Origin of the sequence: Ewingella sp. CoE-038-23, assembly GCF_040419245.1 — a bacterium.
Classification (GTDB): domain Bacteria; phylum Pseudomonadota; class Gammaproteobacteria; order Enterobacterales; family Enterobacteriaceae; genus Ewingella; species Ewingella allii.
In genome coordinates this window covers 2,738,301-2,763,753 of the sequence record NZ_JAZHOH010000001.1, presented here as the reverse complement: position 1 = coordinate 2,763,753, position 25,453 = coordinate 2,738,301, and the positions used below count along the sequence as shown (strand labels likewise).

Genomic DNA, 25,453 nt, shown 5'->3' with positions numbered 1-25,453 from the left:
AGCATTAAAATGGCGAAAAATTTACAAGACTTACTGGCTGCACGCAGCAGTGAAAGCCAAAAGCGCATCTCCGAGGCGGCTGATGAAATGCTGCTTGAGGTGAAGCTCTACGCCCTGCGCGAGCAGTTGGCGATGTCGCAGGCGGCGGTAGCCAAGGCGATGGGAATTAGCCAGCCTTCGGTGGTGGCGATTGAGCAGCGCGGCAATGATATCAAGCTGTCGACCATGAAACGTTATGTTGAAGCGATGGGCGGGAAACTGCGCATTGATGTCGAGCTGCCTGACGGCAAACATACAAGCTTTGTGGTGTGAGCAGAAAGAAAAAACCGGCTGCTAAATCGGACGGGTGGACCGAATAACAGCCGGTGATCATCAAAATTGATGAGCTAAGGAGAAACTGAGGTCGTCAGTTACCTTTTAATGCAGCTTCTGTGCCAGTTTTTGTGAGTCGACGATTTTTAAGTAATGCATTGAGCAAGATAGCGCCGAAGGTTGCCGTGCCGATACCGCCCAGCGTGAAGCCGCCGAGCGTCAGGGAGAAGTTGCCCGCGCCTAGCACCAGCGTCACTGCGACCATTATCAGGTTACCGTTTTCATTGAGATCAACCTTGTTCTGCAACCAGATGCGCGCCCCTGAAACCGCAATTAAACCAAAGACCACGATGGATGCCCCGCCGAGTACCGGGCCGGGAATGGTGTGGATCACTGCACCAAATTTGGGAGAGAAGCCCAAAACGATGGCAACGGCGGCGGCGGCAACAAAAATAAGCGTGGAATAGATTTTGGTGACCGCCATGACGCCAATGTTTTCTGCATAAGTGGTCACGCCGCTGCTGCCGACCGCGCCGGAGAGCATGGTTGCCAATCCGTCGCCAACAAAGGCGCGGCCCATATAAGGGTCGAGATTTTTTCCGGTCATGCCCGCCACGGCCTTGATGTGCCCGAGGTTCTCGGCCACCAGGATCACCGCGACCGGCGCGATCAGCAGCATGGCGTGAGTGCTAAACGTTGGGGTAGTCATGGTCGGCAGGCCAAACCACGCGGCTTGCGAGATGATGCTGAAATCGACCGGTTTGCCTAACCCCAGGCCGTTAGTGACGACTACGTAAATAGCGTAGGCGGCGACCAGCCCCAGCAAGAGCAACAGCTTTTGCACCAGCCCGCGCGTAAATACCGCCACGGCGCCGATGCACAGCACGGTGACCACCGCCATCCAGCTGTCGAATGAAGAGGCGGACACGCTGTGAATGGCGATGGGTGCCAGATTCAGGCCGATCGCCATGACCACGGCGCCCGTTACCACCGGCGGCATCAGCTTTTCAATCCAGCGCGTCCCGACTGCCATCACCACAAAGCCTATCAGCATATACACAGCGCCACAGGCGATAATGCCGCCGAGGGCTAAGGCGATATTCGGGTTGGCGCCTTGCCCGCTGTAGCCCGTCACGGCAATCACCAGCCCGACAAAAGAGGCGCTGGAGCCAAGGTAGCTAGGCACTCGCCCACCAACTACCAGGAAGAATAGCAGGGTGCCAATCCCTGACATTAGGATGGCCATGTTGGCGTCAAAGCCCATCAGCAGCGGCATGAGCACCGTCGCGCCAAACATGGCTACCGTGTGCTGTATGCCCATCACCATCGTCTGCCCTAAGGGCAGACGCTCATCCGGCGCGACAACGGCGCCATCCAGATTGCCCTGCCGTAAACGCCATTTTGGAAACCAGGAATTCGCCATATTGTGCTCCGCAGTGAGAAAACATCACGAGTAAAGGTGAAAAGAGCCTGCTTTGACAGGCGCGTTAGGGACCATTAAGAACCTGAATTTGCCGCACGCATTAAGGAGTGATAGCGGCGGTCGAAATAGGCAAGTCCGTGGCTTTCATCGTTGCGCACCAGCGCCACGGCTTCGCATATCAGAATGTCGTGAGTGCCGACGCTGGTGATTTGGGTGATGTTGCAGTCGAAAGAGACCAGCGCGCCGCTCAAAATGGGCGAGCCGGTTGCCAGCGTTGACCACTCGGCGGCCTCGAATCGCTGTTCCATCGGCGTTTTGCCGCCAAACAGGTTGGATAGCGACTCATGGTTATGGGCCAGCGTGTTGACGCACAGCACGTGGTTCTGTTTGAACATCGGGTAGACCGAGGCCGAGCGATTCAGGCACACCAGCAGGGTCGGTGGGGTGTCGGTCACGCTGCACACCGCCGAGGCGGTAAATCCGGCGCGTCCCGCCGGGCCATCTGTCGTGATGATGTTCACCGCCGTGCCGAGCCGCGCCATAGCATCGCGAAAATCCTGCTTTTCCACCGGCAGGGTCGGGTGATGTGGGGTTGCCGTTTGCATCAGGTTTCTCCCTTTTCAGACCAGCCTACAGGCGCGGTCAAAGTCAAGGCGCGGCAGACGGGCGTAGACTTTGCTGCTGTCGCCATAGCCGATGTTTATCAGGAAGTTGGACTTCCAGCCCAGCTCTGACAGAAATTCGGCATCCACCTTAGTAGGGTCAAAGCCGGACATCGGCCCGGTGTCTAAACCCAGCGAACGGCAGGCCATGATCAGGTAAGCCGCCTGCAAGCTGCTGTTACGAAATGCCGTCTCATGGGCCAGTTCCGGGCTGGAGGTAAACCACGAACGGGCGTCGCCGTGAGGAAATAGCTCGGGAAGCGCCTCGTAAAACTCGGGGTCCCAGCCGACAATGGCGGTCACCGGCGCGGACATAGTTTTAGCCAGATTGCCGCTGGAAAGCGCCGGAGCCAGCTTCTCCTTAGCCTCTTGACTGCGCACAAACACCATGCGCGCCGGGCTACAGTTGGCCGAGGTTGGCCCCATGCGCGCCAGCTCGTAAACCTGCTGGAGCAGTTCATCGCTAACCGGCTTTTCCAGCCAGCCGTTATGGGTGCGGGCTTCGGTGAATAGGGTTGCCAGCGCGCTGGCGGTTAATGCTTCGGCCATGGGATCTCCGTCGGGTTAAGGCTTGAAATGGGGTTCTGGTTTTGCAGGCCGTGGGTCTGCAACCATGCCAATAAAAGGGGGTTAAAGGTGTCACTGTCGGTCACGCTCATGGCATGACCGCCGTAATTCATCTGCTGATGCTCGCCGTGGGGCAGGGCCTGCGCCAGCGAAACCGACTGATGCCAAGGCACTAGCAGGTCGTCTTTACTGCTTAGAGCCAGCACCGGCGCAATCACCTGACTGAGCGAATCGGTCAGGTCAGAGGTCATCAGCGCTTCTAACCGCCGCAGCAGGTTTTCCATCCCCTGAAAATGCGCAACCTGATGCTGCCTCTCCTGCTCAAGCAAATCGCGATGAGCAGAAAGCCAGTCGGCAGGATAAAGAAACAGCGGCTGGGCCTGCACATAGGCATCAACCCCGCTGTTTAATAACAGGTTTTGGCGCACTTCGAAGCAGCGGCGGGTTTGCGAATCAAGCCTGGCCCAGCCGTTAACCACCACCAGACTTTGCAGCAGGGAAGGGTAGCGCAGAGCCAAATGCAGCCCAATAATTCCCCCCAGCGCGTGGCCGACGATATGACAACGGTCGATGTGCAGTTCATTCAGCAGCCCCGCCAGCTCGTCGGCCATATCTTCCATTCTGTAACCCGCAGGCACCTCGCCCTGACTAACGCCGGTGCCCTGCTGGTCATACAGCACCACGCGAAACTGCTCTGCTAACATCGCCAGCTGTGGCTGCCAAAAGCCGTGCACGCCGCCCAGCCCCGATGACAGCACAACGGTATCCACCGACGGAGAGTCTTTACCCAATACTTTGTAATACATGGTTAATCTCCTAGGTGAACTTGGGTTTATCACTTGCCGATATGGGCGATTGAGGCGATTTCTATCAGGGCGTCCGGCTTAACCAGTCCACACTGAATGCAGAAGCGCGCGGGTTTTTCGCCGGGGAAGTATTCGGCATACACCTGATTCACGGCGCCATAATTGGCCCAGTCGGTAATGAAAATGGAGTTCATGGTGACGTCATCCATGGTGCCGCCCGCCGTTTCAATCACCTTTTTGATGATTTCCAGCACGTGGCGAGTTTGCGCAGCGGCATCGCCGATATGCACCACATTGTTGTCTTTATCAAAGGGCAGGGTTCCCGAGACGTAAACCACGCCATCGGCCAAAGTGCCCGGAACAAATGGAGCCAGCGGAACGCCGCTGCCTGCTGGAATAATCGCGCTTTTAGGCATTATTTTTCCTCAATTTATTATCAGGCTGATTTACTCAGCGGCTGCTCGCTATAACCCACGGCATCGCAGAAGCTATTGACGTTGGACACCCAGCCGAAGAAGGTTTCAATGTTGTAAATCGCGGCTTTTTGCGCGAAGTCCGGCCCGGCCTGATGAGTCGCGTCTTCCAGCACTACGCCGAAATATTCTAGGAAGAAGCCGTCGCGCAGGGTGGATTCCACGCAAACGTTAGTGGCAATGCCGGTAAACACCAGATGATGAATGCCGTAGCTGCGCAACAGGCTGTCGAGCTGGGTGTTGAAGAAGCCGCTGTAGCGCGGTTTCGGCAGCACGATGTCACCCGGCTGTGGCTGAAGTTGGTCCACTAAGTCGTAGTCCCAGTCGCCTTTTGCCAGCAGTTTTCCCATCAATTCCGGACGTTTTCGCATGGTCTTGAGTGCATTGGACTTGTGATAATTTGGCGAGCCGCTGCCGCCCGCTTCGACATACTGATTGTCCCAGCCGTTTTGGAAGAAAATGACTTTGATGCCCGCCGAGCGCGCCGCGGCAATCGCCCGCTGGATGTTTTTAATCACCGGGCCGGTGGCCGACACGTCAAAGCCCGCCAAATCCAGATAGCCGCCCTGCGAGGCGTAGGCGTTTTGCATATCCACCACGATCAGCGCGGCCTGCTGCGGGGTAAACGCAATAGTTTCCGGGCGAGCTTTTAATAGTGTTTCTTGGCCGCTGCTTTGGGTATCGCGGCGAACAACGTTGTCAGCTTTCGATTGATCAAACACGGTCATCAGGCCACCTCTTTCTGTTCAATGTTGTGAGTCAGCACGTCTTGACGGGTTTTCATCAGCGGTTGGATGTACTGGCCGAAGTTTTCAATGCCGTTTACGAAGTCGTCGAATGTCAGCAGGATGCCCTCAGTGCCGGGGACGGTCGCGATTTCATCCAGCATTTTGGCGACGTTGGCATAGGAGCCGACCAGCGTGCCCATGTTGATATTCACCGCCGAGGTTGGGTCGGCCATCTGGCGCACATTGGTGTCGCTGCCTGACTTGGTGTCTTTGCTGCTCTGGTCGGTGAGCCACGCCAGCGCGTCGGCGTCGGCCCCGGATTTGTACAGTTCCCACTTGGCGCGGGCGGCGGCGTCGGTTTCATCGGCGATGATCATGAATAAGACATAAGAGGCGACGTCGCGCTGCTCGGCGTCTGCTGCGGTTTTCATCCGCGCGGCGGTCGGGGCGAAGGCGGTGGGCGTGTTGACGCCTTTGCCGAAGCAGAAGTTGAAATCGGCATGTTTGGCGGAAAAGGCCATGCCCGCGTCACTCTGCCCGGCGCAGATCACTTTCATCTCGGCCTGCGGGCGTGGGCTGACGCGGCAGTCATCCATCTTGAAGAACTCGCCGTCTAAGTCACAGTGGCCGGTGCCCCACAGGTCGCGCAGCACGGTGACGTATTCGGTCAGGTAGTCGTAGCGGCGGCTGAAGTAGTCGTCGCCCGGCCACATGCCCATTTGCTCATATTCCGGTTTCTGCCAGCCGGTGACCACGTTGACGCCAAACCGGCCGTTGGAGATGGAGTCAATGGTCGCGGCCATGCGGGCCACTATGGCCGGTGGCATCACTAATGTGGCGGCGGTGGCATAGAGTTTAATGCGGGAAGTCACCGCGGCGAGGCCCGCCATCAGGGTGAACGACTCCATATTGTGTTCCCAGAACTCGGTTTTGCCGCCGAAGCCGCGCAGCTTGATCATCGATAGCGCGAAGTCGAAGTTGTAGTGTTCGGCTTTTTGCACAATGGTTTTATTCAGCTCAAAAGTAGGCTGGTACTGCGGCGCAGTAGAGGAAATTAACCAGCCGTTGTTGCCGATGGGAATAAAGACACCGATTTTCATAGCTCACCTCAATTTCGTTAATCTTAACAATGGCTTGCCTGAGTCATTTGGACGGCAGACAGCGCTGTGTGAAAACGTATTGACGAGGAAGCTATTGCAAAGCCAATGCCAGTTTTTAAATCGGCTTATTTTTCAGTCGGTTGAAAAATACGCAGCATGTTTTCTGGAGTAATTGGTCTAATTCGGACCATTTGGTAAAAATTAACTGCACGCAAAACAGGCAGAGGTGGGCAAAAATGGTGCGGTTTTGTTAAAAAGTTACCTCTTTGTGGTTAATTGCAGAAATGCTCACGGGGTAAGGGATTGACGATAGTCGCAGTGAAAGTCATTTGTTATGCTCGGAATATTGCAGAAAGCGGGGCGGGAGAGGTTGTGAGTCAGCAGATTGAGCAGCAGAAGAAAGCGCCGACCCGGCGTTCAAAAGCCGTCGCGGCAAAGCGCAGCACCATTATGGCTGCCGCGCTGGAGTTTTTCTCGTTGTACGGCATCCACGGTACCAGTCTGGATCAGGTCGCCGAGCGCGCCGATGTGTCCAAAACCAACCTGCTGTATTACTTCCCATCAAAAGAGGATTTGTATATCGCCGTGCTGCGCGGGCTGTTGGACGTGTGGGTCGCGCCGCTGATTGCCCTGCGCGCCGAGCAGCATCCGCTATCTGCCATCAGCGAGTATATCCGCCTCAAGCTTTGCGTCTCCCGCGACCACCCGCAAGCCTCGCGGCTGTTCTGTCTGGAGATGGTGCAGGGCGCGCCGTTGTTGAAACAGGAGTTGGGCGGCAGTCTCAAGACGCTGGTGGAGGATAAGTCCGACGTCATTCGCGGCTGGATAAAGCAGGAGTTGATAGCCCCCATCGAGCCTCTGCATTTGATATTCATGCTCTGGGCGACCACCCAGCATTACGCGGATTTCAGCGTGCAAGTCGAAGCCATCAGCGGCAAAACCCTCAACGATGAGGCGTTCTTTGAACAAACAGTTCAGGGGATTCAAAGAATCATCATAGGGGGGATTCGGGTTTGAAAACCCTTTGAAACTTTTACTAGACCAGATCATTTTGTGGTTTTTTCTTGCTCCTCCCCCTCCTGAAAGGGGAAGGAGCAAAACCAAAACATCTAAAAGACAAAGTGTTGAGTTAAATAATTCAGACCTTTCGATTTCTTGTCCGGATCCAATATCCCACCGCCAACACCACAAACCACAGCGGCGTCACCATCAGGGCCTGGCGGGTATCATCCTGCAAGGTTAACAGCACCAGCACGCAGGCGAAGAACGCCATACAGACCCAGCACATCAACTTGCCTAACGGCATTTTGTAGATGGATTTTTCATGCAACTGCGGGCGCTGGCGGCGATATACCAGATACGAGCAGAGGATGATGGTCCAAACGAACATAAACAAAATGGCCGAAACCGTTGTCACCAGCGTGAATACTGTCACCACGTCGGGGATCAGATAAATCAGTACCACGCCACCCAGCAGGCAGATACAGGAGAAGGTCAGGCCGTTTGACGGCACCGCGCGGGAGGACAATTTACCAAAGGCTTTCGGCGCATTGCCTTCCTGTGCCAGACCAAACAACATGCGGCTGGTGGAGAACACGCCGCTGTTGGCGGAAGAGGCCGCCGAGGTCAGCACCACGAAGTTAATAATGCTGGCGGCAGCGGGCAAGCCGGCAATCACGAACAGCTCGACGAACGGGCTCTTATCCGGCACTACGGAGTTCCACGGCGTGACTGACATAATCATAATCAACGAGAAAACGTAGAACATGATGATGCGCAGCGGGATGGCGTTGATGGCGCGCGGCAGAGACTTCTCCGGATCTTTGGTTTCGGCTGCGGTCGTTCCGACTAATTCAATGCCGACAAAGGCGAAAATCGCTATCTGGAAGCCAGCAAAGAAGCCGCTAATGCCGTGGGGGAAGAAGCCGCCGTCATTCCACAAGTTACTGAACGAGGCAACCGAGCCGGTTGGCGTCTCAAAGTGAGTCAATACCATCACCAGGCCGGTGATAATTAAGCCGACGATGGCGACGATTTTAATCATCGCGAACCAGAACTCCATCTCACCAAACATTTTAACGGTGGCGAGGTTCAGGCTCAGCAAGAGTAAAACGCAGAGTAAAGAGGCTATCCACTGCGACAAGCCGGGGAACCAGAATTGTGCATAAGCAGTAATGGCCACCACGTCGGCGATGCCGGTGACTACCCAGCAGAACCAGTAGGTCCAGCCCGTAAAGTAGCCCGCCCACGGACCCAGCAGGTCAGCGGCGAAGTCGCTGAAGGATTTATATTCAAGGTTAGAAAGCAGCAGTTCACCCATCGCACGCATTACGAAAAACAGCATAAAGCCGATGATCATATAAACGAAGATGATGGATGGACCCGCCAGGCTGATGGTTTTCCCCGATCCCATGAACAGGCCGGTACCAATAGCGCCACCGATAGCAATAAGCTGGATATGCCGGTTACTGAGGTTGCGCCGCAGGTTATCTGCGCCTTCCTCTTCCGGCTTGCTGAGGATTTTAGACTCGTCTTGCATGTTGTATTGATTCCTGTTTTTTCGCCCTAATAGCGCTGAACGCTGCACCATATCGCGCTTTTTCTCATCTATTGAGCTCTGAATGGCTCTTTTTCGTACTTCTCAGTCATGAATACCGATAAGTGCTGTAATACTAATGTTAAAACGTAGCTTATTATAACCAACGTGAAAATTAAGGATGAAACTAACGTATAGTATTTTTTACATAAATGATGAATGTCTGTTAATTAAACAACCCACGATCCATCAGGCGCGAATAATACGCGTTTTACACGTGATGGGAATCACAAATGTTTATGAGAATGACTGCAAGATAATTGAAAAACGCGAGGTAGGCCTAGAGGCAGAGTAATTATTCATCACAATGATGCTGGTGCGACAGGTGCGACGACTGATTTTTCTATAAAAATTTGTTCGAATGCCGGATAGATACAGGCCAATTGCATAAGATTTTTGATATTTTTGATCTTGTAACAGGGGCATAAGAAATGAGCTTGGTAGATAACACTATGAAGAAAAGCACTACTTAAAGGGAAGGTTAGGGGCTGGTTTATTATTATTTTATAAGAAACTTTAATGGGTAAATATTAAGCAATAAAAAGCTAGTGTGAACGTTTATTATATTAAGGATTTGTTATTTCCATGATGTATGAGATTTATTTCATTTGTTGGGTTTTTCAGATAAATGTTTATTTAATTTATATTTAAATAGTTGAGTTGAGTGGCTGTATTTATTATTCATCATTATACCGAAGAATACCAATATTAACGAAGCTGAATCAAAAAAATCATATATCAGGTTAGTGGTGAAAGTCTTGTGATCGGTGTTTCGCAGAGATCAACCCCACAGGAGTTGCAATGTGAAGTGATTTGAATGTATGTGAACTTTGTGTGACGAAAAAATCACCAGTGAAGCCAGGTCTAGGTTGAGATGAGTCTATGGGTTGAGTGCCTGTAAGCAAATGTAAGTTATCATTTTTATAATATTTATTAGATGATTACGCTTCAAGTTAACCCTTTTATAAAAAGATTTAGTAAGAAAAACTATCAATAGACAGCTTTGTAACCTAAGTAGCTTCTAAAATTTCCACTTTCACCCAATGGTTATAAATCTTGAACTTTTTTGTATGATAGTGGTGGAAATCATAAAAATTTAGGATTATTCTGTACGCGCTCTCACTTATTTGTGTTTTCTACAGGTATCATGATGATGAAAATTAAGCCATTGTTTTTGTGCGTGATTCCACTTGCACTAGTTGCTTCATTTGCATACGGGAATTATGGAAGTGCTAAAACCCCAATTTATGTAAAGGACGCAGTTGCCTCTGTAAGTTCTAAAATGTCATATAGCTTTGGAATGAGTAAATGCCTGCCTGCTGCTGAAAAAGACGGTTCATGGCAAATTCAATGCTCGCCAATTAAGGGTGGGGAGCCTCTTCAGTTTGTCGTCTACCCAGCAGAAAAATCGCCTTATGATGTCGCAACGTCATTTTATCTAATCGCCAATAACGATATGGCTAGAAAAAATGCCGACAGAGGTCTTTTAAGCTATTTAATGATCGACGTTGATAAAAAAGAACATAAGATTTAACGTTTTTGATATATAAATAGAATAAAAGTGAAAAATAAACCTCGCCATTGCGAGGTTTTTTTTGTAACAGCCAAAAAAAAGCCTGCAATTAAGCAGGCTTATTCATTTTCAATGTTTAAACGATTAACGTTTAAACTAATTCGATGACGTCGAAGTTCACTTCGGCGCTGACGTCAGCGTCGTAATCCACGCCTTTCAGGCCGAAGCCGAACAGGCGCAGGAACTCTTCTTTATAGCTCTGGTAATCAGTCAGCTGATAGATATTGTCATCGTTCAGTTGCTTCCAGATCTCGCCACAGGTTTTCTGCACTTCGTCACGCAGTTCCCAGTCATCAAGGCGCAGACGGTTTTTGTCGTCGGTGGATGGAGTCTGGTCATTGTACATTTTGGTCGCAAACAGGCGTTGGATCTGCTCGATACAGCCTTCGTGGATACCTTGCTCTTTCATGATTTTGAACACGATAGAGATGTACAGAGGCATAACCGGAATCGCAGCAGAAGCCTGAGTCACGACAGATTTCAGTACTGCAACGTTAGCCGAGCCGCCTTTGGCTTTCAGTTTGGTATCGATAGCCTGGGCTGCGCGATCCAAGTCTTCTTTCGCCTTGCCCAACGTACCGTGCCAGTAGATTGGCCAGGTCAGCTCAGTACCGATGTAGGAGTAAGCCACGGACTTGGCGTTGTCCGCCAACACGCCAGCGTCTGCCAGAGCGTTGATCCACAGCTCCCAGTCCTGGCCGCCCATCACTTTGATGGTATCAGCGATTTCTTGCTCGTTTGCAGGCTCAACCACGGCAGAAACCAGCTTGTCTTTGTTGGTGTCCAGCGCGGTAGATTGATACGGTTCGCCGATAGGTTTCAGGGCTGAACGCACCAGCTCGCCGCTGTCAGGCATTTTGCGCACTGGAGAAGCCAGTGAGTAAACGACCAGATCGATTTGGCCGAGATCTTCTTTAATCAGCTTGATCACGGTGTCGCGGCATTCGTTAGAGAATGCATCGCCGTTGACGCTTTTAGAGTACAGACCTTCTTCTTTGGCTGCTTTATCGAAGGCCGCGGCGTTGTACCAGCCAGCAGAACCGGTTTTCGCTTCGCTACCCGGTTTTTCGAAGAACACGCCGATGGTGGCTGCGTCTGAACCGAAAGCAGCATTAATTCTTGAGGCAAGCCCATAACCCGTAGAGGCACCGATGACCAGGACGCGTTTTGGTCCGTCTTTCAGTTTGCCTTGCGCTTTCACGTAGGCAATTTGCTCACGCACGTTGGCTTCACAGCCTACCGGATGAGTGGTCGTACAGATAAAGCCGCGAATTTTAGGTTTGATTATCATGAATGGTTTATCTTGGTTGCTTATAAAAGGAAGACAATATTACTTAATATTGGCTCTTATTTCTCGTAGAAATTTCTGAAGGCCTTTGGCGTGTCCACGCTGGCCCAGCGTATTTCACTCTCAGGGTGCAGGCTGATGGTGCCATCGCCCCACGCAATGTAGTAAGAAACATCCCCCGATAGCGGTTCAAAGATGTTGGTGACAACACCCTTAATTTCGCCGGATTGATGCTTAACGATGCTGCCTTTCTGGAAAATCATACCGCCTCCCTTAGCACGACCGCGATGTTTCATGCCAGCATAATTCCAACTTAGCATAGCGCAAAGTGAGCGGGGGAGAATGTGGCGAATTTAGAAGGCTTCTGGCATAAATAGCGCAGGAAAAAGTTATATCATCAGGGTGTGATAGTGCTAACTTCCGCTGTGCAAGATTCGGTGCTAATTTCGATTGTGCAGAATTAACCAAGGGTGCCCAAATGAAAAATTTAATGATCGATGTGCTGATCAAACTGTCCAAAGTCGAAGTAGAGGCTAAAGAGCTGGTGGCTCAGGTTGAAGCGCAATCCTTGCTTATTGCTGCTCTGGTTCTTTCGGTGAGTAAAGAATCAAAGGACGATATTTCAACCAATATCCACAATGCGGTTTTAGCGGCGGCGAAATCGTCGGATGAGATTCTACAATCAGACGTGGAACTCATTCTTTCCCACTTTGATCGCTTATTAAAAGTCACACGCTTTGTGGCTGAAAACGCAGAAGAGTAAATCGCTTTGGGCTACAGAATTCTGTAGCCCATTTCGTTTGCCCAACCCCTCCCATCTCTCCCTTTTTCCGGTTGTCCGTTTCTCACGGGTCACTGTCAGTTAGCGAGGCGCGCCGTCTGGCGGCTTGCGGCATACTCTTTTCAGGCTGCGGCATGAGGCCAGCAGTGTTGAATGGAGAATTACCATGTTAGTCGACCCTTCTCAGAAATATCGTTCCTTTCCGCCAGTCAATCTGGCCGATCGTCAATGGCCGGGAAAAGTGCTGAATAAGGTGCCGCAGTGGTGTTCAAGCGATCTACGCGATGGCAACCAGTCACTCGCCGAACCGATGGATAACGAGCGTAAACGCCAGTTCTTTGATGTGTTGGTGCGCTGTGGTTTCAAGCAGATAGAAGTGGCTTTTCCCTCGGCGTCGCAAACCGATTTTGATTTCGTGCGTGGGCTGATTGAAGACAACGCGATCCCGGAAGATGTCTATATTCAGGTGCTTACGCCATCACGCCCGGACCTGATCGAGCGTACTTTTGAAGCGTTAAAGGACGTGCCGCGCGCTATCGTCCACCTTTATAACGCCACGGCGCCGATTTTCCGCGACGTGGTTTTCAATCAGGATAAAGCGGCAACGCGCGAACTGGCGGTGCGCGGCGCTAAGCAGATTCGCCAACTGTGCGAACAGTATCCGCAAACCCAGTGGACCTTCGAATATTCGCCGGAAACCTTCTGTTTTACCGAGCTGGAATTCTCTTTAGAGATTTGCGAAGCCGTGGCTGAAGTGTGGCAACCCAACGCCCAGCGCCCGATGATCATCAACTTGCCCGCCACCGTCGAGGTCAGCACGCCGAACATCTATGCCGATCAGATTGAGTGGTTCTGTCGTCACTTTAGCCGTCGCGATCGGGTGTCGATCAGTGTGCATCCGCACAATGACCGTGGAACTGGCGTAGCCTGTGCCGAACTGGCAATGCTGGCAGGGGCCGACCGGGTAGAAGGTTGCCTGTTTGGCAACGGCGAGCGCACGGGCAATGTGGATTTGGTCACCCTGGCGCTGAATTTCTACACGCAGGGTATTTCGCCTGGCTTAGATTTCAGCAACTTGCAGAGCCTGGTGGAGATTGTCGAGCAGTGCAACCAGCTGCCGGTACATCCGCGCCACCCGTATGCGGGTGAGCTGGTGTTTACCGCTTTCTCCGGTTCTCATCAAGATGCAATCAAAAAAGGCTTCGCAGCTCAGGCCAGCCGTGGCGATGCTTACTGGCAAGTCCCTTACTTGCCGCTGGACCCTGCCGACGTGGGCTGCAGCTATGAGGCGGTGATCCGCGTCAACAGCCAGTCAGGGAAAAGCGGCGCGGCATGGCTGCTCGAGCAAAATCATGGTCTGAAATTGCCACGCGGCTTGCAGATAGCCTTCAGTAAAGCCGTCCAGCGCGAAACCGATACCACCGGCAAAGAGATGAGCACCAGCGATATATGGCGTCTGTTCCGCCAGCGCTATGGCTTGGTGGATCAGCCGGTGCTGCAACTGCTGGGTTATGACATCCGCAGCGATGAGCGAAACCAGTACCACTTCAGCGCCCGAGTGAAATATCAGGGGCAGGATCTGACATTGTCAGGCAGCGGCAACGGCCTGTTGTCCGGCGCGGTGGATGCTCTGAGCGGGCACTTTGACTTGCAGCTCGACATCGGCGATTACCACGAGCACACGCTGGGGCATCAGAGCCACAGCCGCGCGGTGGCGTACGTCAGTTGCCAGCGCAGGCAGGGGGAAACCTTCTACGGCGTAGGGATTGATAGCGATGTGTCCAGCGCCTCGTTGCAGGCCCTGTTTAACGCCGTCGCTCAATTTTTGAATTAAGCGACGGGCAGAGGGAAATCGAGAGAGAAATAGTCGCTGGGCGATACGCCCAGCGCGCGTTTAAACATCGCACTAAAGGCGCTGGGGCTGTCATAGCCCAGCTCTAGCGCCACGTCCAAGACTGAGGTTCCCGCCGCCAAGGCGTTAATTCCCGCCAGTAGCCTTGCTCGCCTAACCCAATCACTAAACCGCAGGCCGGTTTCACGCTGAAATCGGCGCGACAGGGTGCGCCCGCTGATTTGCAGTTGTGCAGCCACATCTTCTAACTCCCACGGGTAAGAGAGAGCCTGCTGAATTTCACGGCAAATCGCCAACAGTGCGGCATCTCTTGGCTCCGGCAGGTGTAAAGGCAGCACCGGCAGCAGCCGCAGCTCATCGAGCAGCAACTCCATCACACGCTCCTCGCGCCCGCCAATCAGGTAGTCTGCGGGAATTGCCAAAGAAGAGGAGATCAGCTCGCGCAGCAAAGGCGATATTTGAACTACCTGACATTGCGAAGGAAGGTCCGCGCGGGCCAGAGAGTCAACAAACACCGTTCTGGCTTTGACGCCGCCGATAAAGCGCAACCCGTGGCGGACATGGGCCGGAAGCCACACCCCGCGCCCCGGCGGTACCATCCAAATCCCCATTTCGGTACTGACTTCCACCACGCCGTTCAAAGTGTGAATGAGCTGCGAGCAGCTGTGGCTATGAGGGGCTTCGCACTCGCCGTGTTGATATTCTACCGCGCGTGAAGCAAGGGATTGAAAAGGTGAAAGTGGGGAAGTGTGCTGCATCGGTCGATTATCCGGGCTAAAAATAAAGCGCGTTGGGGCTAAACAGGCTGAAATGGCAGGGACGCTCTCCCTGCCCAACGATAGCATCGCGCTTTATCCGTGACTGAAGGACTTATTTATGGCGGTTTTTCTTCGCTTCTTCAACAGCTTGTTTGGCCTCTTCGGCTTTTTGCTGAAGCTCTTCTTCGGTCATTTGCTCGGCAACTTCGTGCAATTTCGCCAATCCGTCGCTGATATGAACTTCATCAGCCTTGGTTTTATTTTCGCTCTTATTCTCGCTCATCGTTTTTATCCTATTTGTAAGACATCTCTCGGGAGAAACGGTCTGGTAGAGAAAGTTGAAGTTAGATTTTAGCAGAAAGCGGGGGAAGGTGAGGGAGGGAAGTGTGCTAGAAGCCGCGAAGGCCCGCAGCGCGGCGGGCCTGACAGTCACGGCTTACTGGCGGTAAGCGAACTTAATCTGTTGCAGGGAGTTTCTGAAGATCTCAGCCTGTTTTTCATCTTCCATTTGAGCGGCAAATCTTTCCATGTTGAGCATCACTTTGCCCGCGTCTGCCTGGCCAATGGCTTTGAGGATCAACGTTAAAGTGGCTTTTAAACAGGCAACTTCCGTGGCCAGAGTTTCGACGTTGGCTTCAGTGGTAAAATCACATTGACTCATTTGGGCTCCAAAGCTGTTTTCCAGCTCAATCAGATAATGATATTTCAGACAGTTTTCAGCAGCCTGAAAGAAAGTGCGGCCATTCTACCACATTCATTCCCCGCTCGTTACGGGCGTGTTTTGGAGCAGGGCAGCAGAAACGTGCAGGCAAGGGTGGGTGAGGATGGTAAAGAGACTCGAACTGATTTTGAGATTGAGTATTTTTCATGTCTAAACGGATTTTTATTCATTTAGCATTCATAAGAATTTACTGAGGAAAATAATAATAAATCTTCATATGATAGATATAGAAGCAGTAAGCCCCGTTGTTTAATTGAGCGTTAATTTTTACCGCACTTAGATTCACTGTCTATGGCTGGTTAATGTTTTACACCTTATTGTTTTAATGGTGAGAGTGGATTTTTTCTTGTTGATTTTTATAGATTTTTAGTTGAAATGTTGCTGGTGAAGATGGCATCTTGTTTTTACATGCTATCTCGCATTTTTTTACAGACATTCCGTGGTCAAGCGCAGGTGTATGGAGTAAAATGTCGCTGTTAATTAAATTAGCATACATTTCTGAGGTTTTATTTATATCCGCTGTCAATGTCTGACAGCCAGGTCAGCAGCCCCATATTAGACCTGTTAATGCTGCACTCTCTTGGTTTACAAGCTGTCCAAAGTTCTTTATTGACGTGCATAACGTAATATCGCCTGCCGACAAGCCATGAAACATGACTGTGTGTCGCCTTTATTTTTGGAGAATTCTCTTTGATTAGCGTTCTTCTTGTTGATGACCACGAATTGGTGCGCGCAGGGATTCGACGCATTCTGGAAGACATCAAAGGCATCAAAGTTGTGGGTGAAGCCCAGTGTGGCGAGGACGCCGTGAAGTGGTGTCGCAGCAATGATGTTGATATTGTTTTGATGGATATGAATATGCCGGGGATCGGCGGGTTGGAAGCGACCAAAAAAATCGTCCGCTTTTCTCCAGATATTAAGATAATCATGTTGACTATCTACACTGAGAATCCACTGCCAGCCAAAGTGATGCAGGCGGGGGCTTCCGGCTATCTGAGCAAAGGCGCTGCGCCACAAGAAGTGGTGAATGCGATTCGCTTAGTTGATTCCGGCCAGCGTTACATCGCCTCTGATATCGCCCAGCAGATGGCCCTTAGCCAGATTGAACCTCAGTCAGAAACGCCGTTCGACAGCCTTTCCGAGCGTGAGTTGCAGATTATGTTGATGATCACCAAGGGTCAGAAGGTGAATGAGATTTCGGAGCAACTTAGCTTGAGTCCGAAGACCGTTAACAGTTATCGTTATCGGATGTTTAGTAAATTGAATATCAGCGGTGATGTTGAATTGACCCACCTTGCTATCCGGCACGGTTTGTTTAACGCGGAGACTTTGTCTGGCAGTGAGTGATGAGCGATTCGACCCAAAAGCCTTTCTAAAAACGGTCACCAGCCAACCGGGCGTCTACAGGATGTACGACGCCAGCGGCACCGTTATTTATGTCGGCAAAGCAAAAGACCTGAAAAAACGTCTTTCCAGCTACTTCCGCGTCCAGGTTTCCAGTCGCAAAACCGAAACTCTGGTCAAAAATATCGCCCAAATTGACGTCACCGTCACCCATACCGAAACCGAAGCGCTGCTGCTCGAGCATAACTACATCAAGCTCTATCAGCCTCGCTACAACGTGCTGCTGCGCGATGATAAATCTTATCCGCTAATTTTCTTAAGTGCTGATAATCATCCGCGCCTCTCCATTCATCGCGGAGCTAAGCACGCCAAGGGCGAGTATTTTGGTCCTTTCCCCAACTCCTACGCCGTGCGCGAGTCTCTGGCACTGCTACAAAAACTTTTCCCAATTCGCCAATGTGAAAACAGCGTTTATCGCAACCGTTCGCGCCCCTGTTTGCAATATCAAATTGGCCGCTGCCTTGGCCCTTGCGTCAAAGGCTTGGTCAGCGAGGAAGAGTACAAAGCACAGGTCGAATACGTGCGTTTATTCTTGGCCGGCAAAGATCAGCAAGTGTTAACTCAGCTGATTGCCAGAATGGAAGAGGCCAGCAAGGCATTACATTTTGAAGAAGCTGGGCGCATTCGCGACCAGATTCAGGCAGTGCGTCGCGTCACCGAACGGCAATTTGTGTCGGGTAACAGCGAAGATTTGGACGTCATCGGCGTCTCCTTCGAGTCCGGCATGGCCTGTCTGCACGTGCTGTTTATTCGCCAAGGCAAAGTATTGGGTAGCCGCAGTTACTACCCGAAAGTGCCGGGCGGCACCGATTTAGCCGAAGTGGTGCAAACCTTCGTCGGCCAGTTCTATCTGCAGGGCAGCCAGTCGCGCACTCTGCCGGGGGAAATCCTGCTCGACTTCACTCTGCCGGAAAAAGATTTGTTGGCGGAGTCGCTCAGCGAGCTTGCTGGCCGCAAGGTGCAGATTCAGAGCAAACCGCGCGGCGACCGCGCGCGCTATTTGAAATTGGCCCGTACCAACGCTTCGACCGCGCTCACCACCAAATTAGCCCAACAGTCGACTATCCATCAGCGCATGGCTGAATTGGCCAAAACGCTGCATTTGTCGGAAATTAACCGTATGGAATGCTTCGATATCAGCCATACTATGGGCGAGCAGACCGTGGCGTCTTGCGTTGTTTTCGATGCTAATGGCCCATTACGCTCCGAATATCGCCGCTATAACATTACCGGCATCACGCCGGGCGATGATTACGCGGCGATGGCGCAGGTACTGAGCCGACGTTATGGCAAATCGCTCGAAGAGAAAAAAATTCCTGACGTGATCTTTATCGATGGCGGTAAAGGCCAGTTGGGCATGGCAAAAGACGTTTTTGCTTCTCTCGACGTGGACTGGGATAAATCCAAGCCGCTGCTGATTGGTATCGCCAAAGGCGCTGACCGTAAAGCGGGCCTAGAGACGCTGTTCTTTGTGCCAGAAGGCGAGGGGATTTCACTGCCTTCTGACTCGCCGGCGCTGCACCTTATTCAACATATTCGTGATGATTCTCATAATCATGCGATCACCGGCCACCGGCAGAAACGGGCTAAAGTCCGCAATACCAGTGCATTAGAAGAGATAGAAGGCGTCGGCCCGAAACGTCGGCAAGTTTTACTGAAATACATGGGGGGCATTCAGCCATTGTTGAATGCCAGTATTGAGGAAATTGCACAGGTGCCGGGTATTTCTCACGCATTGGCAGAAAAGATCCATAATGCGTTGAAACCCTAAGAGCGATGTAGCAACATACTCATAATAACCACACAAGACAGACAGTTACCTACGCCATGCAATTTAATATACCGACGTGCCTCACCCTGTTTCGCGTTGTACTTATCCCGTTTTTCGTGCTGGCGTTCTATTTGCCCTATGTCTGGGCACCTATGGCCTGCGCGCTGATCTTCGTTTTTGCGGCCATCACCGACTGGTTTGATGGTTATCTGGCTCGCCGCTGGAAGCAAACCACGCGTTTTGGCGCCTTCCTCGACCCTGTGGCTGATAAAGTCATGGTGGCGATGGCGCTGGTGCTGGTGGCCGAATACTTCCACGCCTGGTGGATAACCCTGCCTGCGGCAACCATGATTGCTCGTGAGATCATTATTTCAGCCCTGCGCGAGTGGATGGCTGAAATTGGTAAACGCAGCAGCGTGGCGGTTTCTTGGATTGGCAAAGTGAAAACTACTGCGCAGATGTTATCGCTGGTGGCGCTGCTTTGGCGTCCTGATGCCATCGTTATTTGGGTTGGCGTCGGTGCTTTATACATTGCTGCGGTGCTGACTTTCTGGTCAATGTTCCAATATTTGAACGCTGCGCGTCACGATTTGCTGGAACCCTGATCAAACTGAGTTAAAAACCGTCAAACGATCGTTATGTGTGGATAATTTTATTGACTCATTGCGTCAGGTAAGTAGAATGCATCGCATCAGACGGCAGCCAAGCGCAAGCCTGAAGATAGTTAAAAAAATCAGCAAGTTCTGATTATTGCGGGAATAGCTCAGTTGGTAGAGCACGACCTTGCCAAGGTCGGGGTCGCGAGTTCGAGTCTCGTTTCCCGCTCCAAATTTATTAAACAGGTTCAGATATCTGTTTAAGTGCAAGATTAGTAGTAAGAATTAAAGGCGCGTTAACAAAGCGGTTATGTAGCGGATTGCAAATCCGTCTAGTCCGGTTCGACTCCGGAACGCGCCTCCAATTTTCCCGGAGCCCGGGTGGTGGAATCGGTAGACACAAGGGATTTAAAATCCCTCGGCCTTAGGCTGTACGAGTTCAAGTCTCGTCCCGGGTACCATGGGAAAATTAGCTGAATAATCAAAAGCAATATGTAGTAATGTCGTTATAGCCACCTTCGGGTGGTTTTTTTATGCCTAAAATTCACCTAATCATCTGCAAATAACGCATTGAATCGACAAGAGATCCAATGCGCTTCTTTATGGGCAATCAGCACACGCCAAAATCGCCGTCTTCGTGGTACAGGTTGACGGAGTCAGCCTGCACGCTGATCTCTTTCTTGGCGCTGTCGTCTGCCCGCACGCAAAGCAGCGTATTTCCCTCTACCGCGGTCACGATCATTTTTGGCCCGCCGGTCTTTGATTGCACAACGTCTTGTGGCTTAAACATGGTGTCTCCTTGGTTTTAACTCTTCACAATATCAGGATTTATCATAGGACAATCCATGCCTACCAGCACTGAATCTTTAAGTGAGATGAAGTGGGGAAGGGGAGCAGCCATAGAAAAGCCGGTCAGCTTGCACTGACCGGCTTGGAGTACACATCAACCCGTCGTGGGATTAATTAATCTCAGGGTGCTGGGCGATAAGATTTTTACGCTTAGTCTCGAGTTCGGCAATCTGAGCATCAATATCTTCGATTTTCTGCTCAATATTGTCGTGGTGTTCTTGTAGGATCTCTTTAGCCTCTGCTTTGTCAGACGCCGCAGGCGTTGCCCCTTTTAGTGGGCGGTTAGCCGTTTCCTTCATGAACACGCCCGTAACCAGACCAATCACCGACACCGTCATCAGGTAGTAGGCAGGCATATAGAGGTTCTGAGTGGACTCTACCAGCCATGCTGCGAAGGTTGGAGTGATACCCGCTACCATAATGGAAATATTAAAGGCGATGGCCAGTGCGCTATAGCGAATATTGGTTGGGAACATCGCTGGCAGTGTGGACGCCATGACGCCGATGAAACAGTTCAGCAGCACCGCCAACATCAGCAAACCACAGAAAATCAGGCCAATCACGCCACTGTTAATCAAAATGAAGCTTGGGATCGCCAGAATGAACAGGCCAATACTACCGGTGATGATAAAGGGTTTACGACCAATTTTATCACTCAGCATACCGATGAACGGCTGCACAAACAGCATCCCGACCATGATAGCGATGATGATCAACACGCCGTGGTCTTCAGAGTAGTGCAGGCTGTGTGACAGATAGCTCGGCATGTAGGTCAACAGCATGTAGTAGGTCACGTTGGTGGTAATAACGATACCTACGCAGACAATCAGGCTTTTCCACTGCTTGGTGAAGATTTCACGGAAAGAGACCTTCGGCGGCTCGGCAATGTTGTTGCGCGAGTCGGTATCCATCTTATCAACGTGCTGCTGGAAAGTTGGGGTTTCTTCCAAAGCGTGGCGCAAGTAGATACCAATCAGGCCCAGCGGCGCGGCGATGAAGAACGGAATACGCCAGCCCCAGTCGAGGAAGTTCTGCTCGCCGACGATGCTGGAAATCAGGATAACGACACCGGCACCTAAGACGAAACCGGCGATGGAACCGAAGTCCAGCCAGCTGCCCAGGAAGCCACGCTTTCTGTCTGGAGAGTATTCGGAAACAAAGATAGCTGCGCCGGTGTATTCACCACCCACCGAGAAGCCCTGTGCCAGTTTCGCTAATAGCAGCAGAATCGGCGCCCAGATACCAATAGTGGCGTAGCCCGGTATTAAGCCGATACAGAAGGTACTGACCGACATAATGATAATGGTGATCGACAGGACTTTCTGGCGACCAAACTTATCACCTAAAGCCCCAAAGAAAAGACCGCCCAGAGGTCTAACAAGGAAAGGAACCGAGAACGTGGCCAATGCCGCGATCATCTGAATGCCGGGATCTGCACCAGGGAAGAACACCTGTCCTAATGCGAAAGCAACAAAGCCATAAACACCGAAATCGAACCATTCCATCGCGTTACCCAACGCAGCGGCGGTGATGGCTTTTTTCAATTTTGTATCGTCAATGATAGTAATATCATTGATTTGCATCGGTTTAACGCGTTTTTTTCTTAATCTCATTTATTACGTCCTTTGTTCAAATAACTCCACGGTGCAAAGCGTGAGATATTGAGCTGCTAACTACTTTTTAGATTTTTCAAATCATTATAGGACGCTTTTGTAAGCTTGTGCAAAGAGCGACTATTTTGTGAACAGTCGCAGCACAAAATGAATTTGAGTTAAGTATTGCAGGGGAAGGGCAGCAGAAGAGGGTCAAAACAGCCCCGAGGGGCGTTTTTAGGGTTAGATTTCACCCGATGTATCAGTATTGCTCAGCGCTCTGATGGACAAAGGCAGATGGTAGTTAGGCTGGCTGGTAAAGAAAGCCTGTAACGCTACGCGTTTCTTACGGTCTATCGAGATCTCTTCCATGGTCTTGCGGAAAATACTGTAGCGGCCACAAGAGGTGCAGGTCACGGTAACGATTTTCGCCGACAGGTTAACCGACGTCTTATTGGTGCTTTGGCACAAAGGGCACTCATCACGAGTGTTTGCTTCTGTGGAACTCATAAAACCTCCGGTTTTACTCCGAGCGGGCCACAGTATAGCGCGAAAAGGCGTCAATTACTTCACGGAAATTTTTTTATTAGTGGATTTTCGGCGCGACAACGTGTAGGGCAATTCTGAGTTTCAGCCGTATGCCTTGATACAGCGCCATTTGGCTGTTTCCAGCGTTGTTAAAAAAGGCCAATAAACGCGTGAAAATATTTCCTATCGCTGGGCTATTCATCAGTTACATGCCGATCAGTTACACTCAAAGATTACCCATAATAATGGATTGGCCTTGAAAACTATGACCCCGATTATTTATCAACGCATTGAAGGTGCCGAGTATCGCCACATTTATGTGGTGGGCGATCTGCATGGCTGTCTCTCAATGTTGGAGGATCAGCTTGCCCGCGTGCGCTTTGACGCTGCCAGCGATCTGCTGCTTTCCGTGGGGGATCTGGTGGATCGCGGTCCTGACATTATGGGGTGCTTAAAACTGATTGAAGAGCCTTGGTTTGCCTGCGTGCGCGGCAATCATGAGCAAATGGCCATTGATGCTCTGAATGAAACCAATATAGAGCGCTGGTTGAGAAACGGCGGTGAGTGGTTTTACGCGCTGGAAGGTGCGCAAGAGCAGGAGGCGCGGCGTCTCATCAAGCTGACCGATGAGCTGCCTCATGTGCTGGAAGTGAATACGGAGTCAGGCAATATCGTTGTGGCCCACGCGGATTATCTTTCCGATCGCTATGAATTTGGCAAGCCGATGGATGGTTACGAGGTTATCTGGAATCGCGATCGCATAAACCACGCCCTTGCCGGGCGTTTTACTGAAATCACGGGCGCCAAGGCGTTCTATTTCGGCCACACGCCGGTGGAGCACCCTATGGTATATGCCAACCAGCATTATATCGATACGGGCGCGGTCTTCGGCGGATACCTCACGCTGCAACAAATCCAATAGCAATCAGGCGCCGCGCGGGGCGGTGGTTTGCCGTGAACACGGGGCAACGGTATAGTGGCTGCCAGCCTGAGCAGGGGAAAAAATAAAATAACATCATGGAAAATAAGCGCGAAGACCGTATCCACCGCCTATTGCTGGCGTTAAAAAAAGCCGACAAAATTCATCTGAAAGAGGCCGCACGGTTGCTGGATGTGTCAGAAATGACTATCCGCCGCGACCTGAACTCCGCGCCTTCGCCAGTCATCCTGTTGGGCGGCTATATCGTGATTGATCCGAAGAATAGCCCGGCGACGCACTACTTCGTTAGTGAACAAAAGATGCGTCAGGTTGAGGAGAAGCGTCGTTTGGGCGCGCTGGCGGCGGCCTTGGTGGAGAACGACGATACGGTGTTTTTTGATTGTGGCACCACCACGCCCTATATCATTGAAAGTATTCCCGAAGAGCGCGTTTTTACCGCCGTTTGTTACTCTCTCAATACCTTTTTGGCATTGCAGGAGAAGCCCCATTGCGAAGTGATTTTATGCGGCGGAGTGTTTAAAGCCAGCAACAGCATTTATACGCCTATTGGCCGCAGCAACGAGCTGGACTATATTCGCCCGAACAAGGCCTTTATCTCGGCGGCAGGGGTCAGCATTCAACATGGTGTGAGCTGTTTTAACTTCGATGAGTTGCTGATGAAACATCAGGCGATGGAGAAGTCCGAACAGAACATTCTGGTAGCGGATAGCAGTAAGTTTGATCGGGTGCGACCTGCGGCGATCGCACCTTTAGCTCGATTCAATATGTTAATTACCGATGCTCTGCCTTCCCAGGCTTTCATCGATTTTTGCCATGACGCAGACGTTGAGCTGGTGGTTTAAGGGATATCAGCGAATGGTCGGGATCTTCTCGACGTGCTGGTAAAATACCACCTCCCAAATTCCGTTTGCCGTGCCGTCGTTTAAGTAGTGCTCAAAACAGGCTTTACCATCGGCGCGGTAGCCGCTTTCGGCAATGTGGTGGTAATAGAAGTCCTGCCACGCTTTGGCGAAATTGCCGTCCACAATGGTGGTGTGATAAGCCGCGTAAGTGCCGCCCGGCAAGGTTTGCAGGCAAAGCCCTTCGGCATCATCAAGAATAAAATTATCCGCCACGCAGACGGAAGGGTCTGCGCGAAGCTGCTCTGCCGGCGTCTTCTCCGGGTCGTCATGGAACAGGGTTAACCACTCAAGATGCTTCTGATGATGGCGTTCCGTCCAGTCCATTAAGTGGCGAAACCCTTCCTTAATAGACTTTTCGTACGGGCCAATAACCCGATAACTAACCAATTTTTTAGCCGGTCTTTCGACTATCATAAATGCCATGATTGACTCCTTGTGTTACATGCCAGTGAGTTGAGTCCTTTTAGAAGGGGGTTGGGGTATAACAGTTTCAACCGGAACAGAAGATAACTGCTCTACGTGCTATAACAGTGACCATGATAAAATCAGGTCATCAGTTTGCATTATAGTCGTACCTGTCGTGAGGTTATGAGATGGACGTGATCAAAAATGTATTAAATAGTGAAATCGAGCGCATCAACCGTCTGGAAGGTCGCGACGGCAAGCCGAGAATCAACAGCGAGTTCTTCGTCAACCACCCGTGGCTGTGCCTTGCTATGCTCGCTGGTTATATTCTGGTAGGGGTGGTGATGTACGTTTCACCCTATATGGGCCTCGGTTGGTTTATCGGTTTCACTGCATTTTTACTCTTTATGTCAGCAATGCTGCTGATGGAAATCAAACCCACTTATCGTTACGAAGATATCGGCGTGCTTGACCTGCGGGTTTGCTATAACGGTGAATGGTATTTCAGCCGCGAAATTTCAGAGGATGCGGTTCAGCAGCTGCTGGCGTCTAACGAGGTGAGTGCGCGAATTAAAAACCGGATCGAAGCTATCGTGCGTAATAAAGGGGCAATAGATTTCTACGACGTTTACGACCTGGCGCGTCAGGACAAGTTACAGTTTGCTGGCACGACCACGGCGCAGGCCGCACATTAAATTTTTACTGCTTCTGACCTCATTGCTGCGGTTCTGATAAGCTGAGTTTTACCTGTCTTAGATAATTACCCTCTGGGTTTTCAGGCAGGTTAGCTCAGCTTTTTGCTGTCTGGCGCGCTGCTTTTTACGCC

The 25,453-nt window shown here is 51.3% G+C and carries 28 protein-coding genes and 3 tRNA genes; 14 read left to right on the top strand and 17 right to left on the bottom strand.

The window, feature by feature from the left end:
* The first annotated feature begins 9 nt into the window (after nt 1-9).
* Nucleotides 10-312, top strand: a complete 303-nt coding sequence (locus V2154_RS13020) for a helix-turn-helix domain-containing protein (protein WP_034791537.1) — start codon at nt 10-12, stop codon at nt 310-312.
* Between the two features lie 94 nt (nt 313-406).
* Here V2154_RS13020 and rutG read toward each other — a convergent pair whose 3' ends face one another.
* The 7 genes from rutG to rutA all read right to left on the bottom strand — a co-directional run bounded on the left by rutG (nt 407) and on the right by rutA (nt 6,071).
* Nucleotides 407-1,735 (bottom strand): pyrimidine utilization transport protein G, encoded by a 1,329-nt coding sequence (gene rutG, locus V2154_RS13015; RefSeq protein ID WP_353502602.1) that lies wholly within the window; start codon nt 1,733-1,735, stop codon nt 407-409.
* 74 nt (nt 1,736-1,809) lie between these two features.
* Complete coding sequence (gene rutF, locus V2154_RS13010) at nt 1,810-2,340, bottom strand: NADH-dependent FMN reductase RutF (RefSeq protein WP_353502601.1); 531 nt, start codon at nt 2,338-2,340, stop codon at nt 1,810-1,812.
* Between the two features lie 15 nt (nt 2,341-2,355).
* Nucleotides 2,356-2,946: a malonic semialdehyde reductase gene (locus V2154_RS13005; protein ID WP_353502600.1), complete on the bottom strand. Its 591-nt coding sequence runs from the start codon at nt 2,944-2,946 to the stop codon at nt 2,356-2,358.
* A complete protein-coding gene (rutD, locus tag V2154_RS13000) occupies nt 2,931-3,770 on the bottom strand; it encodes a pyrimidine utilization protein D (RefSeq protein WP_353502599.1) in 840 nt (279 codons plus the stop codon). The genes V2154_RS13005 and rutD overlap by 16 nt, the downstream gene beginning before the upstream one ends.
* 29 nt (nt 3,771-3,799) lie before the next feature.
* Nucleotides 3,800-4,186: a pyrimidine utilization protein C gene (gene rutC, locus V2154_RS12995; protein WP_353502598.1), complete on the bottom strand. Its 387-nt coding sequence runs from the start codon at nt 4,184-4,186 to the stop codon at nt 3,800-3,802.
* Between the two features lie 20 nt (nt 4,187-4,206).
* A complete protein-coding gene (gene rutB / locus V2154_RS12990; protein WP_353502597.1) occupies nt 4,207-4,971 on the bottom strand; it encodes a pyrimidine utilization protein B in 765 nt (254 codons plus the stop codon).
* Nucleotides 4,971-6,071 carry a pyrimidine utilization protein A gene (gene rutA / locus V2154_RS12985; RefSeq protein WP_353502596.1) on the bottom strand — a complete coding sequence of 367 codons (1,101 nt, stop codon included), beginning with the start codon at nt 6,069-6,071 and terminating at the stop codon, nt 4,971-4,973. Before rutA ends, rutB begins: the two co-directional genes overlap by 1 nt.
* Nucleotides 6,072-6,416: 345 nt before the next feature.
* Between rutA and rutR the strand changes: the two genes are divergently transcribed.
* Nucleotides 6,417-7,088, top strand: a complete 672-nt coding sequence (gene rutR / locus V2154_RS12980) for an HTH-type transcriptional regulator RutR (protein WP_437342035.1) — start codon at nt 6,417-6,419, stop codon at nt 7,086-7,088.
* 121 nt (nt 7,089-7,209) lie between these two features.
* Here the strand turns inward: rutR and cycA are convergent, their stop codons facing one another.
* Entirely contained in the window at nt 7,210-8,610 is a 1,401-nt protein-coding gene (cycA, locus tag V2154_RS12975) for a D-serine/D-alanine/glycine transporter (protein WP_353502594.1), read from the bottom strand.
* 1,204 nt (nt 8,611-9,814) lie between these two features.
* Between cycA and V2154_RS12970 the strand changes: the two genes are divergently transcribed.
* Nucleotides 9,815-10,201, top strand: coding sequence for a hypothetical protein (locus tag V2154_RS12970; RefSeq protein WP_353502593.1), 387 nt, complete (start codon nt 9,815-9,817; stop codon nt 10,199-10,201).
* A gap of 130 nt (nt 10,202-10,331) precedes the next feature.
* Here V2154_RS12970 and fabV read toward each other — a convergent pair whose 3' ends face one another.
* Together fabV and V2154_RS12960 are read right to left on the bottom strand one after the other, a co-directional pair.
* On the bottom strand, nt 10,332-11,531 hold the full coding sequence (gene fabV / locus V2154_RS12965) for an enoyl-ACP reductase FabV (RefSeq protein ID WP_353502592.1): 1,200 nt from the start codon (nt 11,529-11,531) through the stop codon (nt 10,332-10,334).
* A 56-nt stretch (nt 11,532-11,587) separates the two neighbouring features.
* Nucleotides 11,588-11,791, bottom strand: a complete 204-nt coding sequence (locus V2154_RS12960; RefSeq protein WP_353502591.1) for a hypothetical protein — start codon at nt 11,789-11,791, stop codon at nt 11,588-11,590.
* Nucleotides 11,792-12,006: 215 nt separating this feature from the next.
* Between V2154_RS12960 and iraP the strand changes: the two genes are divergently transcribed.
* Nucleotides 12,007-12,291, top strand: a complete 285-nt coding sequence (iraP, locus tag V2154_RS12955) for an anti-adapter protein IraP (protein WP_353502590.1) — start codon at nt 12,007-12,009, stop codon at nt 12,289-12,291.
* 184 nt (nt 12,292-12,475) lie between these two features.
* Nucleotides 12,476-14,143 (top strand): 2-isopropylmalate synthase, encoded by a 1,668-nt coding sequence (gene leuA / locus V2154_RS12950; RefSeq protein ID WP_353502589.1) that lies wholly within the window; start codon nt 12,476-12,478, stop codon nt 14,141-14,143.
* Here leuA and V2154_RS12945 read toward each other — a convergent pair.
* From V2154_RS12945 to V2154_RS12935, 3 genes are all read right to left on the bottom strand, one after another.
* On the bottom strand, nt 14,140-14,919 hold the full coding sequence (locus V2154_RS12945) for an AraC family transcriptional regulator (protein WP_353502588.1): 780 nt from the start codon (nt 14,917-14,919) through the stop codon (nt 14,140-14,142). The genes leuA and V2154_RS12945 overlap by 4 nt on opposite strands.
* A gap of 112 nt (nt 14,920-15,031) precedes the next feature.
* The gene (locus V2154_RS12940; RefSeq protein WP_353502587.1) at nt 15,032-15,202 is read right to left on the bottom strand and encodes a hypothetical protein; all 171 of its coding nucleotides are present in this window, start codon (nt 15,200-15,202) and stop codon (nt 15,032-15,034) included.
* A gap of 153 nt (nt 15,203-15,355) precedes the next feature.
* Nucleotides 15,356-15,580 (bottom strand): DUF2594 family protein, encoded by a 225-nt coding sequence (locus V2154_RS12935; protein WP_034791456.1) that lies wholly within the window; start codon nt 15,578-15,580, stop codon nt 15,356-15,358.
* 750 nt (nt 15,581-16,330) lie between these two features.
* On the opposite strand from V2154_RS12935, the gene uvrY reads away from it, so the two are divergent.
* The 6 genes from uvrY to V2154_RS12905 all read left to right on the top strand — a co-directional run bounded on the left by uvrY (nt 16,331) and on the right by V2154_RS12905 (nt 19,872).
* On the top strand, nt 16,331-16,987 hold the full coding sequence (gene uvrY, locus V2154_RS12930; RefSeq protein WP_034791453.1) for a UvrY/SirA/GacA family response regulator transcription factor: 657 nt from the start codon (nt 16,331-16,333) through the stop codon (nt 16,985-16,987).
* The gene (gene uvrC, locus V2154_RS12925) at nt 16,980-18,815 is read left to right on the top strand and encodes an excinuclease ABC subunit UvrC (RefSeq protein ID WP_353502586.1); all 1,836 of its coding nucleotides are present in this window, start codon (nt 16,980-16,982) and stop codon (nt 18,813-18,815) included. The genes uvrY and uvrC overlap by 8 nt, the downstream gene beginning before the upstream one ends.
* 56 nt (nt 18,816-18,871) lie before the next feature.
* Complete coding sequence (gene pgsA, locus V2154_RS12920) at nt 18,872-19,420, top strand: CDP-diacylglycerol--glycerol-3-phosphate 3-phosphatidyltransferase (protein WP_353502585.1); 549 nt, start codon at nt 18,872-18,874, stop codon at nt 19,418-19,420.
* A 147-nt stretch (nt 19,421-19,567) separates the two neighbouring features.
* Nucleotides 19,568-19,643, top strand: a tRNA-Gly gene (locus V2154_RS12915).
* Nucleotides 19,644-19,701: 58 nt separating this feature from the next.
* Nucleotides 19,702-19,775, top strand: a tRNA-Cys gene (locus tag V2154_RS12910).
* Between the two features lie 11 nt (nt 19,776-19,786).
* Nucleotides 19,787-19,872: transfer RNA gene (locus tag V2154_RS12905), tRNA-Leu, on the top strand.
* A gap of 149 nt (nt 19,873-20,021) precedes the next feature.
* Here V2154_RS12905 and V2154_RS12900 read toward each other — a convergent pair.
* The 3 genes from V2154_RS12900 to V2154_RS12890 all read right to left on the bottom strand — a co-directional run bounded on the left by V2154_RS12900 (nt 20,022) and on the right by V2154_RS12890 (nt 22,362).
* A complete protein-coding gene (locus V2154_RS12900) occupies nt 20,022-20,201 on the bottom strand; it encodes a GDFGVC terminal motif YodC-like protein (protein ID WP_353502584.1) in 180 nt (59 codons plus the stop codon).
* 169 nt (nt 20,202-20,370) lie between these two features.
* On the bottom strand, nt 20,371-21,873 hold the full coding sequence (proP, locus tag V2154_RS12895; protein WP_353502583.1) for a glycine betaine/L-proline transporter ProP: 1,503 nt from the start codon (nt 21,871-21,873) through the stop codon (nt 20,371-20,373).
* A gap of 222 nt (nt 21,874-22,095) precedes the next feature.
* Complete coding sequence (locus V2154_RS12890) at nt 22,096-22,362, bottom strand: hypothetical protein (protein ID WP_034791444.1); 267 nt, start codon at nt 22,360-22,362, stop codon at nt 22,096-22,098.
* Between the two features lie 283 nt (nt 22,363-22,645).
* Here V2154_RS12890 and V2154_RS12885 point away from each other — a divergent pair, with 283 nt between their 5' ends.
* Both V2154_RS12885 and deoR read left to right on the top strand, forming a co-directional pair.
* Nucleotides 22,646-23,302, top strand: coding sequence for a metallophosphoesterase (locus V2154_RS12885; protein WP_353503993.1), 657 nt, complete (start codon nt 22,646-22,648; stop codon nt 23,300-23,302).
* Between the two features lie 95 nt (nt 23,303-23,397).
* Nucleotides 23,398-24,162 carry a DNA-binding transcriptional repressor DeoR gene (gene deoR, locus V2154_RS12880; RefSeq protein WP_353502582.1) on the top strand — a complete coding sequence of 255 codons (765 nt, stop codon included), beginning with the start codon at nt 23,398-23,400 and terminating at the stop codon, nt 24,160-24,162.
* A 6-nt stretch (nt 24,163-24,168) separates the two neighbouring features.
* Here deoR and V2154_RS12875 read toward each other — a convergent pair whose 3' ends face one another.
* Nucleotides 24,169-24,645: a GyrI-like domain-containing protein gene (locus tag V2154_RS12875; RefSeq protein WP_353502581.1), complete on the bottom strand. Its 477-nt coding sequence runs from the start codon at nt 24,643-24,645 to the stop codon at nt 24,169-24,171.
* 170 nt (nt 24,646-24,815) lie between these two features.
* Here V2154_RS12875 and V2154_RS12870 point away from each other — a divergent pair, with 170 nt between their 5' ends.
* Nucleotides 24,816-25,322: a YlaC family protein gene (locus V2154_RS12870; RefSeq protein ID WP_353502580.1), complete on the top strand. Its 507-nt coding sequence runs from the start codon at nt 24,816-24,818 to the stop codon at nt 25,320-25,322.
* The last annotated feature ends 131 nt before the right edge of the window (nt 25,323-25,453 follow it).